General features: G+C 52.5%; 20 protein-coding genes and 2 pseudogenes. 13 read left to right on the top strand and 9 right to left on the bottom strand.

Going from position 1 to position 23,784, the window contains the following annotated elements; genetic code table 11:
• The first annotated feature begins 2 nt into the window (after nt 1–2).
• The 10 genes and pseudogenes from ACX9GV_RS10185 (at nt 3) to ACX9GV_RS10140 (ending at nt 11,192) form a co-directional block, all read left to right on the top strand.
• Nucleotides 3–1,253: a hypothetical protein gene (locus ACX9GV_RS10185; protein WP_473195423.1), complete on the top strand. Its 1,251-nt coding sequence runs from the start codon at nt 3–5 to the stop codon at nt 1,251–1,253.
• Entirely contained in the window at nt 1,250–4,711 is a 3,462-nt protein-coding gene (locus ACX9GV_RS10180) for an ImcF-related family protein (RefSeq protein ID WP_473195422.1), read from the top strand. Before ACX9GV_RS10185 ends, ACX9GV_RS10180 begins: the two co-directional genes overlap by 4 nt.
• Before the next feature lie 60 nt (nt 4,712–4,771).
• Nucleotides 4,772–4,936 (top strand): annotated as a pseudogene (locus ACX9GV_RS10175) (type VI secretion system protein TssA); the annotation flags it as partial.
• Between the two features lie 27 nt (nt 4,937–4,963).
• Complete coding sequence (locus tag ACX9GV_RS10170) at nt 4,964–5,242, top strand: PAAR domain-containing protein (protein ID WP_473195421.1); 279 nt, start codon at nt 4,964–4,966, stop codon at nt 5,240–5,242.
• 101 nt (nt 5,243–5,343) lie between these two features.
• Entirely contained in the window at nt 5,344–7,098 is a 1,755-nt protein-coding gene (tssF, locus tag ACX9GV_RS10165; protein WP_473195420.1) for a type VI secretion system baseplate subunit TssF, read from the top strand.
• Nucleotides 7,062–8,147 (top strand): type VI secretion system baseplate subunit TssG, encoded by a 1,086-nt coding sequence (gene tssG / locus ACX9GV_RS10160; RefSeq protein WP_473195419.1) that lies wholly within the window; start codon nt 7,062–7,064, stop codon nt 8,145–8,147. Before tssF ends, tssG begins: the two co-directional genes overlap by 37 nt.
• Entirely contained in the window at nt 8,125–8,670 is a 546-nt protein-coding gene (gene tssJ, locus ACX9GV_RS10155) for a type VI secretion system lipoprotein TssJ (protein ID WP_473195418.1), read from the top strand. Before tssG ends, tssJ begins: the two co-directional genes overlap by 23 nt.
• A 3-nt stretch (nt 8,671–8,673) precedes the next feature.
• Entirely contained in the window at nt 8,674–9,117 is a 444-nt protein-coding gene (gene tssE / locus ACX9GV_RS10150; protein WP_473195417.1) for a type VI secretion system baseplate subunit TssE, read from the top strand.
• A 323-nt stretch (nt 9,118–9,440) separates the two neighbouring features.
• Complete coding sequence (locus tag ACX9GV_RS10145; RefSeq protein WP_473195416.1) at nt 9,441–10,196, top strand: hypothetical protein; 756 nt, start codon at nt 9,441–9,443, stop codon at nt 10,194–10,196.
• Between the two features lie 165 nt (nt 10,197–10,361).
• Nucleotides 10,362–11,192 (top strand): hypothetical protein, encoded by an 831-nt coding sequence (locus ACX9GV_RS10140; protein ID WP_473195415.1) that lies wholly within the window; start codon nt 10,362–10,364, stop codon nt 11,190–11,192.
• A 58-nt stretch (nt 11,193–11,250) separates the two neighbouring features.
• Here ACX9GV_RS10140 and ACX9GV_RS10135 read toward each other — a convergent pair whose 3' ends face one another.
• Genes ACX9GV_RS10135 through ACX9GV_RS10125 form a run of 3 tightly spaced genes read right to left on the bottom strand, consistent with a single transcriptional unit; the run spans nt 11,251 to nt 12,659 of the window.
• A complete protein-coding gene (locus tag ACX9GV_RS10135) occupies nt 11,251–11,952 on the bottom strand; it encodes an ArsR/SmtB family transcription factor (RefSeq protein WP_473198016.1) in 702 nt (233 codons plus the stop codon).
• A gap of 1 nt (nt 11,953) precedes the next feature.
• Nucleotides 11,954–12,343 (bottom strand): amino acid-binding protein, encoded by a 390-nt coding sequence (locus ACX9GV_RS10130; RefSeq protein ID WP_473195414.1) that lies wholly within the window; start codon nt 12,341–12,343, stop codon nt 11,954–11,956.
• Complete coding sequence (locus ACX9GV_RS10125) at nt 12,336–12,659, bottom strand: antibiotic biosynthesis monooxygenase family protein (RefSeq protein ID WP_473195413.1); 324 nt, start codon at nt 12,657–12,659, stop codon at nt 12,336–12,338. The genes ACX9GV_RS10130 and ACX9GV_RS10125 overlap by 8 nt, the downstream gene beginning before the upstream one ends.
• Before the next feature lie 609 nt (nt 12,660–13,268).
• Here ACX9GV_RS10125 and ACX9GV_RS10120 point away from each other — a divergent pair.
• The 3 genes from ACX9GV_RS10120 to ACX9GV_RS10110 are packed head-to-tail and all read left to right on the top strand — an operon-like array spanning nt 13,269 to nt 16,004.
• Entirely contained in the window at nt 13,269–13,997 is a 729-nt protein-coding gene (locus tag ACX9GV_RS10120) for a DUF969 domain-containing protein (protein ID WP_473195412.1), read from the top strand.
• On the top strand, nt 13,994–14,980 hold the full coding sequence (locus tag ACX9GV_RS10115) for a DUF979 domain-containing protein (RefSeq protein ID WP_473195411.1): 987 nt from the start codon (nt 13,994–13,996) through the stop codon (nt 14,978–14,980). Before ACX9GV_RS10120 ends, ACX9GV_RS10115 begins: the two co-directional genes overlap by 4 nt.
• 28 nt (nt 14,981–15,008) lie before the next feature.
• A complete protein-coding gene (locus tag ACX9GV_RS10110) occupies nt 15,009–16,004 on the top strand; it encodes a DUF2891 domain-containing protein (protein ID WP_473195410.1) in 996 nt (331 codons plus the stop codon).
• A 103-nt stretch (nt 16,005–16,107) separates the two neighbouring features.
• On the opposite strand, the pseudogene ACX9GV_RS10105 reads toward ACX9GV_RS10110, so the two are convergent.
• The 6 genes and pseudogenes from ACX9GV_RS10105 to fdrA form a co-directional block, all read right to left on the bottom strand.
• Nucleotides 16,108–16,206: pseudogene (locus ACX9GV_RS10105) on the bottom strand (alpha/beta hydrolase); the annotation flags it as partial.
• The gene (locus ACX9GV_RS10100; protein ID WP_473195409.1) at nt 16,200–17,576 is read right to left on the bottom strand and encodes an amidohydrolase family protein; all 1,377 of its coding nucleotides are present in this window, start codon (nt 17,574–17,576) and stop codon (nt 16,200–16,202) included. The gene ACX9GV_RS10100 and the pseudogene ACX9GV_RS10105, both read right to left, overlap by 7 nt.
• Before the next feature lie 13 nt (nt 17,577–17,589).
• Nucleotides 17,590–18,540 (bottom strand): carbamate kinase family protein, encoded by a 951-nt coding sequence (locus tag ACX9GV_RS10095; RefSeq protein ID WP_473195408.1) that lies wholly within the window; start codon nt 18,538–18,540, stop codon nt 17,590–17,592.
• Nucleotides 18,541–18,580: 40 nt separating this feature from the next.
• Nucleotides 18,581–20,131: a xanthine permease gene (locus ACX9GV_RS10090; protein ID WP_473195407.1), complete on the bottom strand. Its 1,551-nt coding sequence runs from the start codon at nt 20,129–20,131 to the stop codon at nt 18,581–18,583.
• A gap of 232 nt (nt 20,132–20,363) precedes the next feature.
• Nucleotides 20,364–21,782 (bottom strand): YlbE family protein, encoded by a 1,419-nt coding sequence (locus ACX9GV_RS10085; RefSeq protein ID WP_473195406.1) that lies wholly within the window; start codon nt 21,780–21,782, stop codon nt 20,364–20,366.
• On the bottom strand, nt 21,782–23,329 hold the full coding sequence (gene fdrA / locus ACX9GV_RS10080) for an acyl-CoA synthetase FdrA (protein ID WP_473195405.1): 1,548 nt from the start codon (nt 23,327–23,329) through the stop codon (nt 21,782–21,784). Before fdrA ends, ACX9GV_RS10085 begins: the two co-directional genes overlap by 1 nt.
• Nucleotides 23,330–23,784 lie beyond the last annotated feature (455 nt).

Genomic DNA, 23,784 nt, shown 5'->3' with positions numbered 1-23,784 from the left:
GATTGAGTCTTTCTGATGCCCGTAAAATTAAATACTATACCCGGCCCTGCCTGGCGTCCTCTCCCCCCAAACCGTTACGCTGGCTGGTAGCGTTACTTAGCTTGGTTGCAGCAGGGATATTACTGATGCGTTTTCTGGGGAAACTGGTGGAGGAAAACACTTTCTGGTGGTTTGCCATCGGAGTTCCTGCGGTTTTCTGGCTGGTTATTATGGGTTTTCGTTTGGCTATTTATACGATGCAGTTGATCCAGGCGAACGCCTGGGATCAACGTCGTGAAGAGGTTATTTTACAGGAAACCCGTCGTGGGCGCAGAGCACTGCAAATTCTGGCCGCAACCTGTAGTACGGCACATGCTGTGGATAACCAATTTACTGAAATTTCCGATGCGTTACTGAGTAATCAGAACAAAATAACACATCAGCCGGCCTGGAATAGCCGAAACGACATGCTGCATAGTAGGTTGCCACATGACGGCGATCCGTTACCGGAAGTGCAAGTATTGATGGTGTTTTCAAGTCTTTTGGCAAATTTTTCTGCGGTTTTATCTCTTGTTCCACCAGATAACCCGATTGTCATTTTGCTGGATTCTAACTCCTCGATTAAAGAAGAGACGATACAGCGGCTTTGGCAACAGGCTTGGCAAGCGAGCGCTTTACCTCACCCTATCTCTTTTGCTCAAGGCAAAGGGTTGGCAGTGATTGACCATTGGCTCGATTACAGTATTAAAGATAATGCACTCCTGTTGGTGATTGCCATGCAAATTGCCCCTGAAAATCCCGAGATGACCGGTGAAGCGATGGTGGGGCTGTTGTTTGGCAACCGGTTGACGCAAAAAATTATCCCCCCGATAGCTTTATTACATCGGCCTGAGGGAACACCTCAATCATCGGCCTCATTACAGGAAGCTGTGTTGCAAGCGGCTGATTGGGTACCCTTAGCCCCGGATGTGATCCAGCACCTTTGGCTGTCGGGCTTGCCTGCTGAAAGCGAAGCTTATCGAAATGCGATTAACGTTCAGGGCAAGGCACCGTTATCCCTGATTGAAGTAGGCTCTAACGTACATAATTTTGATGAATTTCTGGGTGACCCTGGCAGTGCCGGGCCTTGGCTGGCGATAGCGGCGGCAGCACAAGTTATCAGCCATTCCCCAGCACCCCATATGGTTATCAGTGGTGACACCGGCAGCGAGAGTGATGCTGTCTGGTGCACTGTTGTCGCCCCCACCGCTTCTCACAAGGAGAATCAAGCGTGAAGCGTATTGCCTTACCGATTAAAAAGCCAGAAACCTGGTTCTGGATGGTCGCCCTGCTATTTTTATTGGCGGGTGCGGTGTTGTGCTGGCTGGTCTGGCAACATCCGGATCGGGTGGGGTTAATTGAGGGGACCCCAGCGCATAACCGCTGGCTGACCGGGTCATTGGTGGGTACCGGGGTGCTGGCCTTGAGTGCATTGTTGTCGTTTATCGGTACACGCCAGTCCGGGAAAAAGCAATTTGATGAGGTACGCTATCAGGCTCATGGGGACGACGAGCGTGCGCCCGCAAAAGACGTGAAGGGAGAAAGTGGGGGGCCAGACTCACTCACCCAACTCAAAAAACACCTCGCCCGCCGTTATGGCCTGTTCTGGCGGCGTAAAGTACGCCTGCTGTTGGTCACTGGGGATGAGAGTGAATTGGCATTGCTGGCACCGGGCCTGAAAGAGAACCAGTGGCAGGAAGGCAGCCGCACGGTGCTGATTTATGGCGGCAGCCTGACCACCCAGGTTGATAGCGAACAATACACCGCGCTGCGCAAGTTACGCCGGGGTCGCCCGCTGGATGGCATTATCCGGGTACTGGGCCCGCAGCAGAACCTGACACCGCAAGTCAGTGACAATGACCTGCGCGGGCTGGAGAAAATCGGCGAACTGTTGCGTTACCAACCCCCGGTGTGGTTATGGCAACTGTGTGACAGCTCCTGGTCACAAGCCGGGCGTATCGAGCAGGCGGTGGGGGCCTCGTTCCCCTGGCGTGCCATGCCCGATGATGTTGCCCGTCAACTGAATAAACTGTTGCCGCAACTACGCCAGCAGGGGGTAGAGCAGGTGCTGGAGCATCAGCAGCATGACTTTCTGTTGCGTCTGGGGCAGCAACTGCAAGCCGGTGGTATCGAACGCTGGCAAGTTCAACTGACCCCCTGGCTGTTTGCCGCGCAGCAACGGGTGCCGTTACGTGGCCTGATGTTCAGCCTGCCGCAGCCCAACAGTGCCGAGCGCGCTGGGCCGGGTACGCCGAACGCCGTTCCCCATGCACTGACCCTGCCGGCCATCTGGCAAGGGGTGATTGACGAGTGTGGCAAGGTGCGTGGTCGCCGGGTGGGGACGGCCTGGGAACGCACCCTGGTCTGGTCGCTGATGACCGTGATAGGGCTCTGGTGGGCGGGTCTGTTGCTGTCGTTTGTGCTTAACCGCCAGCAGATGATCACTATTGCCGAGAAAGCCCACACCCTGGTGGCGCAACCGGCGGTCACTGATGAGCAGTTGACCGCATTGCATGATCTGCGTAACGATGCAGGGCGGCTGCAGTACCGTGTTCAGCAAGGGACGCCGTGGTACTTGCGCTTCGGCCTGGACCACAATGCCTCGCTGCTGGCGGCGATGATGCCCTGGTATGGTGAAGCCAATAATCGCCTGATCCGTGACCCCGCCAGCCTGGCCCTTAAACAGCAACTGACCACCCTGGTCAACTCGGCCCCCAACACGCCAGAGCGTGCGGAGCTGGCCAAATCCGGTTATGACGCGTTGAAAGCCTGGTTGATGATGGCACGCCCCGATAAGGTGGATGCCAGCTTCTATGCCGATACCCTGAACACGGTGCAACCCACCCGCCAGGGGCTCTCCCCCGGGTTATGGCAGAGCCTGGCACCGGATTTATGGGCATTTTATATTGCCGAGCTGCCCCACCAACCGGGGTGGAAAATCACCCCGGAGGCACCGCTGGTGAATCAGAGCCGCCAGGTATTGTTGCAACAGATTGGTCGGCGTAATGCCGAAGGGACCCTGTATGAAAACATGCTTAAATCGGTACGCCGCAATTTTGCCGATGTGACGCTGGAGGACATGACCAGCGGTACCGACGCTCGCCGCCTGTTCAATACTGATGAAGTGGTGCCGGGCATGTTTACCCGTCAGGCCTGGGAAGGGGGCATTCAACCGGCAATTGAGAAGGCCGCCAATTCCCGCCGCGATGAAATCGACTGGGTGCTTAGCGACAGCGGTCATAACATCACGGCCGAAATTTCCCCCGAGGCGCTGAAAGCCCGCCTGACCCAACGTTATTTTGCCGATTTTGCCGGTAGCTGGCTCAGTTTCCTCAACAGCTTGCGCCTCAACCCCACCAATAATATTGCCGATGTCACCGACCAATTGACGCTGATGAGTGATGTCCGCCAATCACCGATGATTGCGTTGATGAATACCCTGTCCTGGCAGGGGCAGACCGGGCAGCAGAGTGAAGGGTTATCGGATTCCCTTATCAAGTCGGCTAAGGACCTGATCAATAACAAGGAGAAACCGACCATTGACCAGAATGCCGCCGGGCCTCAGGGCCCACTGGATGACACCTTCGGCCCGTTGTTGACCCTGATGGGGAAAAACAAGGCCGGTAACGTGATGTCGGCGGATAACAGCCTCAGCCTGCAGACTTACCTGACGCGCATCACCCGTGTGCGACTGCGTTTGCAACAGGTGGCCAGCAGTTCAGATCCGCAGGAGATGATGCAAACCCTGGCCCAAACGGTGTTTCAGGGGAAAAGTGTTGATCTGACCGACACCCAGCAATACGGCAGCCTGGTGGCCGCCAGCCTGGGGGAAGAGTGGAGCAGCTTTGGCCGCACCCTGTTTGTGCAACCGCTGGCCCAGGCGTGGCAAACTGTGTTGCAACCCTCGGCCGCCAGCCTTAATGACCGCTGGAGCCGGGCGGTGGTGGCCAATTGGCATACCGCCTTTGATGGCCGCTATCCGTTTGCCGCCAGCAAGAGTGATTCCTCGCTGCCGATGCTGGCCGAGTTTATCCGCAAGGACAGTGGCCGCCTTGAGCGCTTCCTCACCAGCGAACTGGGCGGGGTGCTGCATAAGGAAGGCAGTGTCTGGGTCGTGGACACCGCGCACAGCCAGGGGTTGACCTTTAACCCGGCGTTCCTTAAGTCTATCAACCAGTTAAGCCAGTTGTCCGATATTTTGTTTACCGACGGTAGCCAGGGGATCAGCTTTGAACTGCAGGCCCGCCCGGCACCGCAGGTTACGGAAACCCAACTGACCATTGATGGGCAGAAACTGCACTACTTTAACCAGATGGCGGACTGGCAGAGCTTCCGCTGGCCCGGTGATACCTATAAACCGGGCACCATGCTGACCTGGACCACCACCAATGCCGGGGCGAGGCTGTTTGGTGATTACAGCGGCACCTGGGGCTTTATCCGCTGGTTGGAGCAAGGTAAACGCCAGCAACTGGACCACAGCCAGTGGATGATGAGCTTTACCACGCCAGACGGCCAGACCCTGCAATGGGCACTGCGTTCACAACTGGGCAATGGCCCGTTGGCGTTGTTGCAGCTACGCAATTTTACCCTGCCGGATCAGATTTTCAGTGTTGACGCCGGGGTGGCGGAGAACGCCCTGTCCGGTAACAGCAGCGGTAACAGTAATATTGCCCTGAAGGAGGGGGAACAATAATGGCCGACCTGCAAGTTTAATGGCGGCTAGCTAGGCGGGGAAACAGACCCAGGCCAATAGACGCCGGAACCGATGTTTGCAGTGAAGGCCTGCCGCCTGACACTGTTGCGGCTAAAAGCGGCGCGCAGTGAAGCGGATAAAACCCGCCTGCAACCGGAGATGGCGTACTTGCTCTCCGGGCTTATCAGCCCCGACCCGGTGCGTCTGGCGGTGTTGTGTGGTTGAATGGTTTCATAATTAAAAGGAAATGACATGGCAAAAGGCAATTATCTGGTTCAAGGCGATGCGACAACCTGTGGTGGAAAAATACTCGAAGGTGATCCGACCAACACCTTGATGGGGATCGCCGTGGCACGTGAAGGTGATCCCGTGACCTGTGGTAAACATGCCGGAACCTATGCCATTGTCGGGCATATACCGCAGAACTCGGTGAATGGGCGGAAATATGCTGGCACGCTGAACAGCGTCAGCAGTTGTCCTTGTAGCGCGAAATTGGTTCCGTCACTGTTAGAGCGGACTTACGAGCCCTGACATCATTAAAAATTTGTGCATTGTGTTGCGCTTTTCTCCTTTTCTCAGGGGTATCCCTGCGTTGGAGTAGCGTACTGTAACCCAACATCACTCAGGTTCCTATGGACGACTTAACCCTGCGTTATTACGACGCCGAAATGCGCTACCTGCTTGAAGCCGGTGAAGAATTTGCCCAGGCTCACCCGGACCGTGCGGCGATGCTGAATCTCGATAAAGCGGATGCGCGAGACCCTTACGTTGAACGCCTGTTTGAGGGCTTTGCCTTTCTGATGGGGCGGTTGCGTGAAAAGCTCGATGACGACCTGCCGGAACTCACCGAAGGGCTGGTCAGCCTGCTGTGGCCCCATTATTTACGCACCATTCCTTCCCTGTCAGTGGTGGAGTTCACACCCGACTGGCAGGAAATGAAAGAGATGATGCGCATCACCAAAGGCTTTGAGGTGCTCTCCCGCCCCATCGGCGAGAAAAAGACCCGCTGCCGGTATACCACCACCCAAGAAATCAGCTTGCAGCCGTTAGCGCTGGAGCACGCCAGGCTGACCACCGACCCGGATGGTCGCTCGGTGGTCAACCTGCGCTTTAACTGCAGCAATCTGGCGGACTGGAGCCGTATCGACCTGAGTCGCATTCCGTTCTACTTCAATGCGGATGCACCGCTGGCGTGTGCCATGCACCAGGCCTTTACCCTCAATGTGGCGCGGCTATGGCTGCGTTTGCCGGGGGAGATGGACCGCCGCCCGCTGGAAGGGCATTTCACCACACTGGGGTTTGGTAACGAGGATAACTTGTGGCCAAAAGGCAACAGCAGCTTCAGTGGTTATCAGTTGCTGCTGGAGTATTTTACCTTCCGGGAAAAGTTTATGTTCACCGCCCTGCGTGGGCTGGAAAACGTCGCTTTGCCGGCGGAGTTGCCGTGGTTTGAAGTGGACGTGGTGCTGGCGGAGCGCTGGGAGCATGATTTCAGCTTTAACGAAAAGCACCTGCGGCTCAATTGTGTGCCAGTGATTAACCTGTTCCCGCTGGAATCCGACCCGCTGACTCTCGATTCGCTGCAGACCGAATACCTGCTGCGGCCGATGCGGGTGCAGGATGGGCATACCGAGATTTACTCGGTGGATTCGGTGATGTCGTCGGGGGGCCATACCTATGTGCCGTTTTCCAGCTTCCGCCACAAAGGGGGCATGATGCGCCATGAGGCCCCGGAGTATTATTACCATACCCGCATGCGCCGTGGCCCCTCCGGGTTGTATAACACCTGGCTGATTCTCGGTGGTGAGGCCTTTGACCAGCATACGGTGCCAGCCGATGAGAGCCTGTCACTGACCCTGACCGGCACCAACGGCCAGTTGCCGCGCCGGGCGTTGCAAAGCACGGTGCTCGATACGGTGATGAAAACCACCTCCGCCAGTATCCGGGTGCGTAACCTGTGTGCACCGACACTGCCGTGTTATCCCCCTGACCGTGACCGTTTTCACTGGCGGGTGTTAAGCCACCTGGGCAGCAACTTTTTGTCGATGATGGACAATGCCGAAGTGCTGCGCGGTACGCTGGCCCTGTATGAGTGGACCCATAGTGAGATGAACCGCCGTCGCCTGGAAGCGATTGTCGAGGTGCGGCACAGTGAAACCGAACGCTTTGAGCAGGGTTACCTGCTGCGTGGCGTGCAGATAGAGGTGACGCTGGACAGCCAGGGGTTTGCCGGGCGGGGGGATATCAGCCTGTTTGGCGAGATGTTGAGCCGCTTCTTTGCCCTGTATACTGATATCTACCTGTTTAACCGCCTGATTATCATTCTGCAACCGACCGGAGAACGACTGGAATGGGAAGAGAAACACAACCGCCGTATTCCCGGTTAACCCCCCGGCTGGAAGCCGAGCTGACGCGGATGAACTTTTACCGCTTCTGCCAGTTGCTGGAAAAGCAGCACCCGGCGCGGCCACCGTTAGGCAGCAGTAGCCACCCGACGGATGACCCGGTGCGCTTGACGCCCTGGCCGGGGATGGGCTTTCCCGCCAGTGAGTTCAAGTCGGTGGAATACAATGAAGAGGATGATGCCGCGCCGCCGGTGATACGCACCACCTTTATGGGGCTGTATGGGGTGGACTCGCCCCTGCCCACCACCTACCTGGATGATATTGCCCAGCACCGGGAAGGGCACGAGGCGTTGCAAGGTTTTCTCGATATCTTCAGCCACCGTATTTTGACCCAGTTCTACCGTATCTGGCGCAAATACTCCTACCCGGCCACCTTTGCGCCGGGGGGCACCGACAACATTTCGCAATCGTTATTAGGGTTGGTGGGGCTGGGCATTCCGGGGACCGCCAACCATATTGCCACCCCGGTATCGCGCTTTCTGGCGTTGCTCGGTGTGCTGCGCCAACCGGGCAAGACCGAAGAGGGGATGCAGGCGCTGGTGCAACTGCTGGCCCCGGCCACCCGGGTGCGTGTTCACCCTTATTGCCTGCGGCCCATCGCCATCACCACCCCGTTGATGTTCACCGACGAAGGGGGCTTTGTGCTGGATGGCAACACCCCGTTGGGGGATGAGGTGATGGATACCAGCAGCCAACTGCTGATTGAATTGAGTACCGACGACCAGGATGAAGCCCACGGCTGGATGCCCGAGGGGCAGTTGTATCAGGACTTTCTGGTGATGCTGCGCGTCTATCTGGGCTGGCGCTTCAAGGCCAAGATACGCTTGACGGTCAACACGCGCTTGCTCAGTGTACCGCCGTTGGGGGAAGCCCCCTTCTGGCTGGGGATGAGCGGCGTACTGGGGGTCGAAGGGGAGTGTGTCCCTGAGGATATCCCCACCACTTTCACCATGGAGCTGGGTGGTTATAAAGGTTTATGCCCGGCAATAGAGACAAAAGGAAACCAACGTGTTACGTACCCGTTTGACTAAATCTGCAGGCTGGCTGCTGTTGCCGGTTCTGGTGGGCACACTGTCAGGGTGTGGCCTGACCCAGAGCGTCAGTGATGGCACCAAATCCGCCGTATCGTCGATTTTTTATAAGAAGATAAAGGTGTTGCGCCTGGACTTCACGGCGCGTGAAGCACTCAATATCGATGCCCATGAAAATAACTCTCTGTCAGAGTCGGTGGTTATCCGGGTCTATCAGCTTAAAGACCGTAAAGCGTTTGATAAGCTGGTTTACCAACAGTTATTGAAGGACGGGGAGACGTTGCTGGCGGCGGAGTTGATTGCCAGCCGTGAGGTGGTGTTGAAGCCCGGGGGCGATGCCTCGCTGGATGCACCGATGGACCCCGATACCCAGTTTGTGGCGGTGGTGGGGATGTTCCGTCACCCGGATATGGCCAAAAACAACTGGAAGCTGGTGCTGCAGCGTGAAGAGCTCGACCCGGACAAGCCACGGGTGATTGAAGCGGGCAGTAACCACCTGACCCTGCTCCCGGTCAAGGAGTAACCCATGCCCCGTCCCTCATTATATGAAACCCTCTACGGCAACTTTGCCGGGGGGCTGGATTTACACCAAATCAGTGAAGAGAACCAGCTGATTATGTCGGTGCTGGACAATATGCAGCGTATACTCAACTGCCGTGCGGGGACCTTGTCGCATTTACCGGACTACGGTCTGCCGGATATGAGCAAAATCCTGCAGGGGATGCCCGGTACCGCTCACCAGTTAATCACTACCCTGTCTGACGTGTTGCTGAAATATGAGCCGCGCCTGAAGAGGATTGATGTGCTGATGCTGGAACAGAGCACCCCCGGTGAGTTACGCTATGCCATTGATGCCGAGCTGAAAGGTGTGGGTCTGGTGCGCTATGGCACCGAATTTACCCCACAAGGCAAAGTGTTGTTGCGCCACCTGCGGCAACAACAACTGATGGATAGCCGGTCACTTTATTAGACTGTATCCCTGTCCTCCTTTAAGGGATGAAATTAGCTCGGGGGCACTTGCACTGGGGCTGGCAGCACCTGCATTCGCCCACGGCGGTGGAGTAACAACTGGTGGCATCAATAACGCCGTTGCCGGAACTCCCGCGTCCGGCGGGGCAGTTGGGTGAGCCCGATTCACTGGTCCAGCGGCAAGCGGAGAGTCTGGTACAGCAACAGGGTGCGCAGTAACAGGCAGATCAGCAACTGGCACAACGGCTTATCCGCTATATACTGATAACTCAAAGACAAGCCGATTCAGCGCAGTAAGGTTGAAAACAAAGGAGAGGGGGAAGGATGATGGAACCATCGCAGAAATACCGTAATCACCGTTCGCGCTGGACTATCAGAGAGCTTCACTTTGTCGAAGAACACTATGGCAAGCTGCCCGCGCAGGACATCGCCGATCAACTGAGTCGAAGTATCAATGGCATAAGAAGGGTTGTCCACTTGTTAGGACTGGGTAACAAGTCGGTTGGGCCATGGACCGAAGCGGAAATCGCGTTGTTGCACAGCCATTATAAAAAGGGAGCGGGGCTTGGGAAAATACAATCACTGTTACCTGGGCGAACCAGAGGTGCGATTGCCGCACTGGCCAGTAAGCTTGGCATCACCGGAAGAGAGAGTTGGAGTGCCAGTGAAAAGCGTTTTCTAAAGGAACACTACGGTAAGATGCCCACCAGGAAAATTGCAGCCACCCTGGGGCGAAGTGTCAGCGCAGTGCGTGTGACCGTCAATCAATTGAGCTTGGGTAAAAAGTCCGTTGGGCCATGGACTGAAGAGGAAATGGCGGTGTTGAGTGATCATTATGACCGAGGGTTGGGTATTACGTATGTCCAGTCACGCTTACCTGGTCGCACAAAAGGGGCCATCAGAGCGCAGGCAAGCAAAATGGATCTGACGGGAAGACGACCCTGGCAACCGTATGAAGATATAATTTTGCGAGAGTTTTATCCTGTTCTGGGTTCTAGCATTATTTCTAAACTACCCCATAGAACGCTACCGGCTATCAAGCATCAAACAAAAAAACTTGGGTTACGATACCGACGTTAACCCCATTACCACGGGACGGATAGCTCGCTCACACCGATTTTTGTCCAGCGGTAAACCGCCGTAATCCAGTAGCGCCTTGCACAACTGCTTAACCGCTATATGCTGATAACTCAAAGACCAGCCGATTCAGCGCAGTCAGGTTGAAAACTAAGGAGAAGGGTGAGGATGATGGAACAACCCGCTAAGACCAGAAGGAACAGCGTACTCTGGACGCCGGATGAAATTGAATTTCTTAAGGCATCTCATGCCAAGTTACTTCCCACCCAGATAGCGGTCAGGCTGGGGCGTACGCTTGGCGCGTTGAGGACGATGGCGCATCGGTTAGGGCTTGAGCTTCAAAAACCCGAGCCCAAGACAGCGGTGAGTATAGAATCTCCCCCGCGAAATGGCCGCTCACGCTGGACGATAACAGAACTGAACTATGTCGAAGCCCACTACGGCAAAACATCGACCCGGGAGATGGCGGCGACGTTGGGCCGGGGGATCAGTGCGGTGAGGTCGGCGGCTCAGTCATTGGGGCTTTGCAAAAAACAATCGGGTGCGTGGTCGGAGCAGGAGCTCGACATTCTGCGCAAATACTATGCCGATGGTAGAAGCATTGATGATATGCAAACCTTATTGGCGGGTCGGGGGAAAAGCGCCATAGAGGCCATGGCAAACCAGATAGGGGTAACCCGGGTACGCAGTTGGCATGCCGATGAAGAACGCATTTTACGCGAATTTTACCCCACGTTAGGCACCAAAGTTGCCAAAAAACTCCCCCTTAGAAGTCGTGAGGCGGTTAAAATCAGGGCCAGTGAGTTAGGGCTGAAATACCATAAAGTAAAACCCCGAGAAGCACCGCCCCTGCGTTGGAGCGACGCCGAGTGGCGTTTGTTGGAAAAACATCTGGCCTGGCCTTACGACGAACTAAGGGCGTTGTTTCCTGGGCGCACCAAATTGGCGTTGGAAAAAGCCAAAGAGCGATTAAGGGCGCGGAGGAAGTACGGTATGTGATGGGCTGCTGATGACAAATAGTGATCTCCGCGATCAAAGCTCACTCATCATAGAGATTTCACAAAACCACACCGAACCATTTTTTAAAGGCCCGTTTCCCACTGGGGGTGAGATTGACTTCTCTAAACCCCGGTACGCGGATTAACCATCCTTTTTGTTCGCAATGGGTAAAAAAAGCGGCACCTGCGTCCCCAGCCAGATGAAACCGCCTTTCGCTCCAGTCAAGGCAGGCAATACAGGCTTTACGCCGAGGTTTGGGGGTAAGTGCAATGCCTAACTGTTGGAACATTTTTTGCCCAGACGGAGTGAGAGAGTTTCCATCAATTGCTAACCAACCTTCAATTAGCATGAAATCATAAATTTTTACCGCGATTTGACCCGCTAAATGGTCATAGCAAGTTCGAGCAACCTGTAACGAGGATGGGGTGCTGATTTTGACTGCTGATGGAACTCTCCATGATATTCCCATGATTTTTTCAATCAGCTCAGCAACCTCATTGCCCACCAGACGGTAATAACGATGACGCCCTTGGGAAAGGGAGGTGATCAGCTTCCCACTAACAAGACGGGACAGATGAGCGCTGGTAGTGGAAGCCGTTATCTCAGCTACTGCACTTAACTCTGTCGCTGTCCACGCACGTCCGTCCATCAAGGCACAAAGAATTTTTACGCGAGAAGGATCGGATAGGGCTGCCGCTAGGGCAGCCATTGAATGAACGAGAGCCTCGTTGTTATCAATTAAACCAACATGTTTAAGCATGTTATTCAAATACTGCCCATTCTTTTGTCACCTGGTCAGCCACGATATCATTGTCTGTCACCAGAATCAGTTGATTGGCGTGATCACTGTATTGAGTCAGGATATTGACGCCATTGCTCGCCAATACGTGTGCAATGGCGCCTAATTCACCGGGACGCTCTTGTTTGAGTTTTCGGATCAGCGGATTACACACATTTTCAACATGAAAACCCGCATTTTCAAGTACCTCTTTGGCTTGGTAACCGTTTTCAACAAGAAAATGTGCGTGTGCTTGGTTAGCAATGGTAAATACACCACCACCTTCAAGACCAATACCGTTTTGCCCCAATGTTGACCCCAACGATGCCAGTTCACCTGGCGTATTATGCAAAATAACATGGATATCATACATCGGTGCGTCCTCTGGTTTCTGATGAGTAATCCCTTACGCTATGGGCAATTCGGATGCGATAAAAAGAGAAGATAGATTCTCGCCCTTCAGTCTGAGCAGCTTTGTGTAGAACATTTTTTTTCCACTTTAATACCGCATCCTCATCCCTCCACCACGACAATGAAAGTATCCTCTCGGGCGTTGTCAGGCTTTGAAAACGTTCTATGGATATAAACCCTTCAATTTCATTAAGTAACGGTTTTAATTCCGTAGCAAGCTGGAAATAACGCGCCTGCTGATGAGGAACGATTTCTGCCTCGAAAAGCACTGCAATCATATTATTGTCCTCGGTGTATTTAACTGGGCACAACGATAACGTTTTCAACGGCAAATACTTCGATGGTGAACGAAATGTGGCTGTGGTCAGTGATAAAGCCAAGAGTTGGTGTGTTTACCTTGGTAATGTCAATATCCAAAATAATTTTCGGGTATATATGACACTCTGACTGTGCTCGAATCAGTGACATATGGATCAACAGTCTGCCATTTTGCCTGACTGAACTGTAGAGCAATCGTGCGAGTAGTCGAATAGTAGCGAGGCAGATTGGCTTTGTTCAAGCACTCGTGTGAGAACAAAGTGTGTCTGCTGCCAGATTGAGCACATTGACTTATTTTACATAAAATCGTGTGGTTTATTCGTTTTTTACACCACAAAGATCCGTTTTCAATAGAATCCGGTGACCTGGATTACGGTGGTGCCATCGTATCACTGCAATAGGGAATTGAAAATTTTTGATACGTGAACTAACGTACCGCCTATCGATGATGCGTAAGGTTTTACTATTCAGCGACTTTATCAACGGAAATGTCTATCCCTCAGAAAAATAGAGGGAAAAGGTATTTATGGACTCTAAAAAACACGACATATATAAGCAGGGTGAAAATAATGGATAGTGCCACTCTTTTACCGCTCATCGGTATACCCGTTGTTGTTATTGGTTTTGCATTACGGTTCAATCCACTAATTGTTGTTGTTATTGCAGGATTAATCACAGGACTTTCCGTAGGAATGGACGTTGGTATGCTGTTGGAAACCTTCGGGGAGAAATTTTATAACAGCCGCTCACTGGCAACCTTTATTCTGATTCTACCAGTGATAGGCCTTCTTGAATATTACGGTTTGAAAGAGCGCACTCAAACATGGATTGCCCAAATAGCTAGCGCGACCTCAGCACGTATATTGATGATCTACTTTATTGCCCGTGAAGGAACCGCAGCACTCGGATTGATGTCTTTAGGGGGGCAAGCGCAGACCGTTCGTCCTCTATTGTCACCTATGGCGGAAGGTGCAGCACTGAATAAGTACGGGGAACTCCCCGTGCACATTCGCGATAAAATACGCGCTCATGCCGCCGCATGTGACAATATCGCGGTCTTTTTTGGCGAGGATATCTTTATCGCCTTTGGTGCTGTTCTGCTGATTGATGCTTTTTTAAAAGAAAATGGTATCGCCGATATTGAGCCGCTACATATCGGACTTTGGGCTATACCCACCGCCATTTCGGCTCTAATCATTCATATGTTCCGCCTCACTAGACTGGATGCCAGCATTCATCGAGATATGATGGCATGGCGTGTACAACAGGAGCTCGAAATGAAAGGGGCAGCAAAATGAGCACTCTTTTAACCATCAACCGAGTTTATTATCTGATTGGTATTATCGTCATGATTCTGGTCGTGATGACACTTCGTGATAAAGGTAATCCAAAGCGTTTTACCACGGCTTTATTCTGGTTTTTATTTGGCGCAATATTCCTGTTCGGTGATTTAATGGTAGATAACATTGGAAAATCATTGGCTTACCGATTGATTGGTGCGGGCGTCATTATTATTGCCCTACTGGCAGGTTGTGGGTTGATAGGCAAAGGGCATTATCCGATGTCCACAGAAAAACAACGTGAAACTTCAGCCATTCGGCTCAAAAACTGGCTGTTTTTACCCGCATTATTAATTCCCATCATTACCGTGTTATGCACGTTATTCATGAAGAATATCTCCATTGGTGGCGTTTATTTGCTTGATCAAAAGCAGCTAACACTGGCATCACTTTGCGTTGCCAGTGTAGCGGCAATTTTAACTGGGTGGTGGTTAACTAAAGGCTCGCCAATGCAGGCTATTGCGCAATCACGCCGCATTGTCGATACCGTGGGATGGGCGATCATTTTACCACAAATGCTGGCGATGCTAGGGGGGGTATTTATCGTAGCCAATACCGGCGAGTCGGTTCGCAAGGTCGTTGAATTATTTGTCAATCCGGAAAACCGTTTCGCATTAGTCATCATCTACTGCGTGGGAATGGCATTGTTTACCATGATTATGGGTAATGCTTTTGCTGCTTTCCCAGTATTAACTGCGGGTATCGCTGTACCGTTTCTGATTACTATCCATCATGCGGATCCAGCCCCATTGTTGGCGATAGGGATGTATGCAGGCTATTGCGGTACGTTAATGACCCCTATGGCCGCTAACTTCAACATGGTTCCAGCAGCGCTTCTGGAGCTCAAAGATAAATATCAGGTCATTAAGATTCAGATACCAACCGCATTAGTATTGCTGTTGGTGAATGTATTCCTGATGTACTTTCTCTCATTCCGCTAAATAGCGATATACGTCTACAGGAGTTTTTATGTCATTAAGCCCACTTCAGGCTGAGGCTTTTGCTAGCATGCCATTGACGTTTTTGCGGCAGGAATATCCAAATCATATTATGCATTTGCTTAATGGTGATGATGATGTGTTGCCGCCACGGGAATTGCACCCTATTTTTTATGGCTGCTATGACTGGCACTCCGCAGTGCATGGCTACTGGCTGCTACTGCGTTGTTTGCGACGCTACCCTACGCTCCCTTGCCGTGAAGCGATCATCAATCTGTTTGATGAACACTTCAGCGAAGCGAATGTTGCCCGTGAACTGGCTTACTTCACAGCACCATCCCGTGCCTCGTTTGAACGGCCTTATGGTTATGGCTGGCTTCTTGCTCTGGCACAGGAATTAGCAGAATCAACCATCCCGCAGGCTCAGCGCTGGTCGGCCCTGCTTGAGCCACTGACACAGGATATCCGCACGCGTTTGATTGGTTATCTGGAAAAATTAACGTATCCAATCCGTGTTGGCACACATTACAACACGGCTTTTGCACTGATTTTGGGCTTGGACTACGCTATTTCAAGTAATGATAAAGAGTTGAAGGACGCGATTATTGATGGTGCTAATCGTTTTTATTTACAAGATGTCGATTACCCGGCTCATTTTGAACCGGGTGGGGATGAATACATCTCTGGCGCATTAGTTGAAGCCTTGTTAATGAGCCAGGTGACGGAGGGTTTCCCAGCCTGGTTTGACCGTTATCTACCGCAACTGGCGAGCATTGATACATTGATGCAACCCGCTATCGTGAGCGATCGTGCGGATCCTAAAATCGCCCATCTTGATGGTCTTAATCTGAGTCGCGCGTGGTGTTTTAAGCGAATTTCTGCGGCATTACCTGCTAAACACCCAACCCAACCGGCATTACAAGCCGCTATTAGCCGTCACTTAGCAGCAAGCCTTGACCATGTTGTAGGAAGCCATTACAGCGGTGGGCACTGGCTAGCAAGTTTTGCCATGCTGGCACTGGAATAGCCTTTTTATCGGCAAACGTGGCACTGTGGTTAAAGCCACGCAGTTTGAGGTATGAAGGGTGTAAAGCATCAGGGAGCGGTAGATAGCTCCCTGATTGGATTATTTACTGAAGGTTTTTCTCTTTTAGAAATTTTGCCACCAGATCGGCGATATTGACGTTATTGAGATCAGAGAAGGGGAACAGCGTGTTCCCTTTTATCCCTCTACGCTTCCCCAGACTATCTCCCCCCGGTGGAAAGTGGCGGTTCTTGGGGAGATCCGAGCTACTGCTTCGGCGGAGCAGGATGCGTCCACCAGCACGAAGCTTGCCTCGTCCTCGGCTTTAGGCCATTGACGTTCCCCTTGATCATTGAGCGGTAATACATCGCCTGTGGCAATAGCCAGTGCACGGGACAAGGTTTTTTCATTCGGCCGAATGTAAAGCTGAGCATAAAGATTGGCTTTTTCCAGCATGTCACCCTGGCCATAGGGTGACCAGTGATCAATAACACTGTCGGTGCCTGTCATGACAAATACCCCTTTTTCCCGCAATTGACTCAGTGGCATATGCAGCGTGCCGATGGGGACAGTGGAAGCGATAGTCACTTGCTGCGCGGCCATACGGCTCGCTAGTTCATCAACTTGCTGTTCATTTAGCGTTGCCAGGGCAAAGGCATGGCTGATGGTCAGCTTACCTTTTAGTTGTGGCGTTTTTTCTACGGTATCCATCATGTAATTTATCGCGGCCAGGCCTGCCGGGCTGGTTTCATGCAGGTGGATATCTACACCTTTGTTATAATCCAGTGCGATCTGGAACATAGTATCCAGGGATTTTTCCATCGCACCATCAACACTGGTGGGATCGAGCCCCCCCACATAGTGCGCGCCCGCTTGCATCGCTTCACGCATCAGTGGTTCCGATTTTGAATAGAGCAATCCGTGTTGTGGAAAAGCCACAATCTCACAACTAAAGCCTGACTTCCGCCGAGCCAGAACGGCTTGTAGTGCCTCCAGGTTTTTCAGCCCCGAGGTGGGTTCGACATTGCAGTGGCTACGAGCGATGGTGGAACCACGGGATTGTAGTAAATCGATTAACTTCTCTGCTCGCTGTTGCGTATAGGGCTGCAACTCTGGCAATAGCTTCTGTTCCAGGGCGATCATATCCTTGATGGTGGTGCCAGCCGGGCGATTAAGGGATCGCCATGGGCCACCGTAAAAGGTCTTGTCCAGGTGAATATGCATATCACGCATCGCAGGCAGCATCAGCTTGCCACCTGCGTCATAAACGGCGAGTGTGTGATTGGCATGGAGATGATTATCCAGCAGGGCGACGATCTTACCTTGTTTGATCTCCAGCGTTTTCAGCTCGGTCCGGGTGCTAATGGGGGTTGCCCCGTTAAACTCAAAGCCACTTTCCAGCAATACATTGTCCAGATAATAATGCGGGCTGCTAATTTTCATCCCGTGGTTGGGTTCGCCGCTTGCTATGGCTGATTTTGCGGCATGAGTGGCAGTAACACCAAACAGCGCACAGGCAGCGGCTATCTTGGTGCTGCGGCTCAAGAAATCTCGACGACTGTTATTCTGGATCATCTTTTCTTCCCTCTTAGGTATTGACGATATGCGTTCCTGTTTCACCGCGCAGAGCAGCGGCTAGACACTCAGGTGACGTGATCACCACGCGTTTCCCTCCTTGCTGCAAAAATGCCAGGCTAGCGGCTATTTTAGGCAACATACTGCCAGGAGGAAAGTGCCCCTCCGCCATATAACCCGTCATCTGTGCCACGCTGACCCGATGGAGCGCTTGCTGGTTCGGCTGGCCGAAATTAATGCATACTTTTTCTACGCCAGTGGTTATCACCAGCACATCAGCATGGATTTCCTGAGCCAGTAGTGCGGTCGAGAGATCTTTATCGATCACGGCGTCTACACTTTGATACTCACCTTGCGGGCCACGGATCACCGGGATCCCACCACCGCCAGCACTGATAACGACAAACCCTTGTTGTGTCAGCGCCTTAATGGCCGCCGCCTCCACAATCTGCTGTGGAGCGGGTGAGGCCACGACCCGACGATAACCGCGGCCAGAGTCTTCGATAAAATGCCAATCTGGATGCTGTTGCAATAAGGTATCCCGCTGTTCTTGGCTAAAGAACGCACCAATCGGTTTAGTGGGCTGCATGAATCCGGGATCGTTAGGATCAACTTCCACTTGGGTGATTACAGTAACGGCTTTCTGCTCACCATGCTTTGCCAATTGGTTGCTAAGGGCTTGTTGGATAAGATAGCCGATACCGCCCTGAGTGTCTGCCACACAGTTGGCTAACGGAGTCAGTGGTAACCCGGCGTACTCATGGGCAATTTCTGCCCGGCGTAAATCCAACCCCACTTGCGGGCCGTTACCGTGGGTCAGTACCAGATGGTAATCTGATGCCAGCATTTCCAATAGAGAACTGGCTACAACCTTCACAGCGGCGGTCTGGTGTTCGATAGACTGGCTGGCATTATCTTTAATAATTGCGTTGCCGCCAATGGCAACGACCATAAGCTCTTTCATTGACGTTATCCGTTCAGAAGCGGGGCGAACCCCGCCAGGGTTAGATTGTTTTGCTTGGCGATAGCGCAGCGGCAGGAACCTCTTGGCGGCTATCCAGGAAATGTTTCACCACAAACAGGGCGGTCATCATCAAATAGGCTACGGTGAACGTCAGCGAGCTACCGGTAGCAAAGCCCACCATCGGGGAGTGAATTATACCGAACAGGGCGAGTAAGGCACCGGTTGCCGCAGCTACCGCACCGCGTAATGGTTTATCGAGGATGGAGAAGATAGCGATGCAGCCCCACAACATACTGGCCAGTGGCGCTCCGCTGCCTAAAAATACCAATCCCTGATAGTACACGCCTTTACTGTGCAGCAACTCGGCGCCTAGCTTGGCCGCTGAGGTACCCGCCGCACCCATAATGCTATTGACCATGGTGAGTGCCCAGTTGGCAATCCACGGGAATAGGCAGATGAAGATCACCGGAACTTCGATTTTCGGTGTTTCCCGCACGACCTGATTGGCGGTGACCACCCCGATAAAAACCAGAATAGGAACAATGGCGGTCATCGGAATGATAGCCAACATAAAAGCCCCCAAGCCGAATAGCGGAACGATAAACATCGTCGCACCGGAAGCCAGGGTATAGCCGATACTGGCTCCCATGGCTTTCCAGCCGGCATGCCCGACGTAAACGGTCACCGGGAACGGGTTACCCATCAGGCAGCCCAGCATCGAGGAGAGGCCGTTGGCCATCATGACGTTACGGGTATTGTAATTATCCCCTGCGGCGTGTGCGCTTTCGATGTTCTCAAGGTCAAAGATGTAGTTTGCCAACCCCAATGGGACGGCAGAGGCCAGATAAGGCAGAGCATGAGGCACCCCTTGCAGAAAACCATCAATATGGATCCCCGGTGGGTTAAAGCCAAAAGAGGACATGGAGGCTTTAATGGCTTCAGGGCTTTGTAAACCAGAAATCCACGCCAGAGCCGTACCCGCAACCAGCAGCAATAAACCAGTCGGGATGCGAGCGAAGATCGGCTTTTTACCAAACCAGTTAATAAATATCAGCAAGAGAACAATAAAGGAAACGGTAGGGGCTTCAAATGCTTGCAGCATCGGGTTCATTGCCAACAATAACAACCCCAGGCCGGACAGACAGGAAAGTAGCACCGTACGAGGGATCATCTTGCGGATGGTCTCGCCGAGGAATGAACCCCCAACCAGGATCAGTGCTTCAACAAAACACCATACCAGACCAATCTGGATCGCAAAGTCCGCATCACCGGTTTGTTGATACACCGGCATCAGCACCAGAAAGGTCACGGTGAAAATTGACGGGGCACTAGGGCCGGAAGGCAGTGCGGTCACATCGCTGCGCCCAGTTTTACGCACCATCTCCAGGCCAAACCAGGTGTAACAAATACTGGCCATAAACACCGCCAGCCCAAAGGCTGGGGCAATACGGCCGAACACAATCTCTTTGGGGATCCCGACCACGAAAATCAGCAATCCCATCATTGTTAGCAGGTTGGTCAGGTTATTGGTCATCAGCCCAAAGTAGGCAGCCCAATCACCACGTTTCCACTCTAATTTTATTTTGTTCATAAACCCTCCTTCGCAGGTCGTTAAAACGTAGGTTGTGATCGACGGGAGCACTTTCGTTCCAGCAGATGAACAACTTTTGTTTTAGTGACCCAGGTCAGCATCGGAGCCAGCCCTGTTTTCCACTCGTGCTTAAGTTATGCAGCCAGGTTGTTGGTTTATGCTGCCCAGCCCAGGGAGCCCCGGAGCGAGGGCAACCGGTCACCTGGCTGCTCCTTGAAAATGTTGGGGCCGCTTATTGGCAGTAGCGAATAGCGTAAGTCAGTATCGCTTTCTCAAAGCAGGCAAACGGCGGGTGAACGATACCGGCACCAATCATGCCAATACCGGCATCCTTATGGGCAATGGCGGTATTGATCACCGGCAAGATACCGCTGTTGCCAACCTTGGTGATGTCGATGGCGGTCGGGATCCCCATAAAAGAGAGCAGGGGAATAGTGACGTTAGGGTTTTCACCGAGTGTGATTTCCCGCATCTGGCGTGAGAAATCGATCGCCTCATCCACGGTGCCGCCAACCAAGGCCACGATGGCCGGGGCAGTCGCCATGGCAAAACCACCAATGCCGTAGGTCTCGGTAATGGCGCTGTCACCGATATCCAGCCCGGAGTCTTCTGGTTTATAACCGGCAAACATCGGGCCAATGACCTGCTGGGCCGGGCCGGTAAACCATTGACCGGGTAACCCACTGATGCGCAGACCGAACTCCACGCCGTTACGTGCCATCGTGGTCACCACGGTGCTGTATTCAATGCCATGCGCGGCATCCATGGCAGCTTTACACATTGCCATCCAGGTTGGGCCGGAGAAGTAATCACTGCTGGCAACAAAGTCAAACAGCTCGCGCTGCTGCTCGACCGGGTAACCGGTCTGGATGATCCAAGGGGTCAGCGCCTGGATCAGCAGTGCGGTTCCCGCATTGTTGCGGTTATGGCATTCATCGCCCATATGCAGCGCTTGCGCTAGCATTAGTCGCAGATCGATTTCCCCTGCCAGCTTCATGGCATCACGCAGCATTGGCCCTTGCACATCGCGCATCCAGTTCAAACGGTCGATCACGCTCTGGTCGTTGGCCCCCATGCGCAAGATTTTCGCCATTTGTTCGCTCATATTGGTGTAAGCGCGGTTGCCATAGGTCTTGTTTTCAACGATATGCATGAACATTGAGGCAGAAGTCACACCGGCCATTGAGCCTACGCAATCATGTTCATGGCATGGGGAGAAGATGATTTCACCGGAGGCCGCCAAATTGGCCGCGCCTTCCAGAGTCGTGGCCAAACCTTCGAATACCAGTGCCCCGGTAACCGCACCTTTCATTGCGCCGCACATCTTGTCCCAGGTGATGGGTGGGCCCGCATGCAAAATGGTATTGCGTGTCATGCCGGGTACAACATTGATTGCCTGATCAAAGCCCACCAGTACCGGATGTGATTGAATAATCCGCGTCAGTGCCAGTTGGTTGGCGCTTGCAATTTTTTCTGCAAGCTCGGGGGAAGCGATCTGATCGAGCGCGGCTATCACGGCCAGATTACCCAGTCCAGGGGGTGTCCAGTTGAGCTGGGTGACCGGTGTATGTTGGGCTTTAAGATCGTCGCTGAACATTTCAATACCAATATTGATGACATTCAGTGGTTGATTGAAGAATGATTGGCTCATTAGGCTTTCTCCCCTTGATAGACAAATTCGCGTGCCAGTAATCCGGTATTGGTGCTGCTGCTCGCCCAGATGACACCCGCATCGGTGAGCATTTGGCACTGCTGCTGTAATGAGGGCGTATCGAGATCGGTGCCCAGCACATAGCCGAGGATCTCCAGGGGACGCTGTTCACGGGCCGCAATCGCTTTGGCTTCTTTTATTGCATCGATCATCACACCCACCGGGTCTTCATGTGAGCCAAAGCCCAGCACGAAATCCATCACGATCACGCCCACTTGCGGATCGCGAGCCTCCTGCAACAAACGGTTGATACGGTTGGTTGGATCGATCATCGGGTGTGGTTTACCGTTGGTAAAATCATCATCACCGAAGTCCAGGAAGGTATGGGCCACGCTGTGGTTCACATTTTGCAAGCGCTTAGTGGGGTCGGGTTGAATATTGCTGTAGACGTCATCATATTTTTCCAGCGCAGCAAACATTGCTTCATCGCACAACGTGCCACCACAAAACAGGCCGCGAATATACTTCTGTTGCGGCGTTAAACGGGCGCGGACTTCTTCAATTAAAGGCCAGTTAAGTGGGTGGAGATCGAGGGAACTCTCGTCGATGCCGCTGAGCAGCACCGCTTTTAATGCAGCTTCTTTGGTTGCACGGGCAAACAGCAATCCAGCCTCATCTGCGGGTGGGGAGTTGCGCCCCAGGAAACAGACCACCACGGGTTTACTGCAGGCTCGGGCACGCTCCAGCACTTTATCTGCCACTGCTGGTGCTGGGGGTTTGGAGATGAGCACGATAACGGCTGTTTTTTCGTCCTCTTCCAACATTGTCAAGGCATCAAGCATCATCAGACCGCCAATTTTCTCGCTCAGATCGCGCCCACCGGTACCAATCAGCTGTGAAATCCCGCCACCAAACTCATGAATACGAACACTCACCTCTTGGCTGCCGGTGCCGGAAGCACCAATGATGCCAATGCTGCCACGACGTACCGCATTACCAAAACAGAGAGCGGTACCATTAATAATGGCGGTGCCGCAGTCTGGGCCCATCATCAGCAACCCTTTGTCGTGCGCCAGCTGTTTGAGAGCCAATTCGTCTTCAATGGAGACATTATCGGAAAACAGCATCACGTTGAGCCCATTTTGCAATGCCTGGCGAGCTTCTCGCGCTGCATACAAACCATTTACTGAGATCATCGCCAGATTACTTTCTGGGATGTGAGCTTTGGCGCTGGCAATAGTCGCGTAACGCGCTTCATGGTGGGTGCTTTGGTCTTTATGGGTGAACAACTCCTCAATGGCTTGCAGAATGGCTTGGTTAGCATCATCGCTTCCGCTTTTGATCACCATCATCAGGTCGCCATTTTTAGCCGCTTCAAGTTCTGGTGTTAGTAACCCGAGATCCTTGAGTATCCCTTTGTTCATTTCCGTACCCATAGCGACAAATGCCTGTTCAACCCCAGGTAATTTGTTGGCTTTGGTGGAAATCGACATCAGTGTAATGGAATCAAACCACGTGTTTTGTTTAACAATAATCCTGATGGACATATTTTTCTCCAAAATATGAGGCCAATAAACAGGTGTCAGCTATGCTATACAGCATGTTCCCACCTGAATTTCAGTCGCTCTTTTAATTCTCGTTATACTTAAAGAAACTTGAGTTGTATGACAAAAACCTAGCTCGTTTTTGAACAGCGCTGTACGGATGCTTTATAAAAATGCACCGTCATAGCAAATACCCAAGCAACTTGATGTATAACGCCTGTAGTGATGTTACTAATAGGGTGGTTCGTCATGCACTTTTAATATAATGCGACGATCATATTCCTTTTCGAATGACCTTATGTAAGGTTGGCTCCATGAAATTTAAAATGGTTTGTGTTTTTTAATGCGAAAAAAATAGAATAAAGGTATTTATTCTTTTTTATTTCACCCCTATTCTGATAAAACAACCTTAGAACAGGGGTGTTGTATATTATTTGCTATAGCCCCAGGTTAGTTCA

The organism is Serratia sp. 25CWL12 (genome assembly GCF_055790885.1).
Note: the sequence above shows the minus strand (reverse complement) of the source record. Positions and strands in the feature narration are given on the sequence as shown.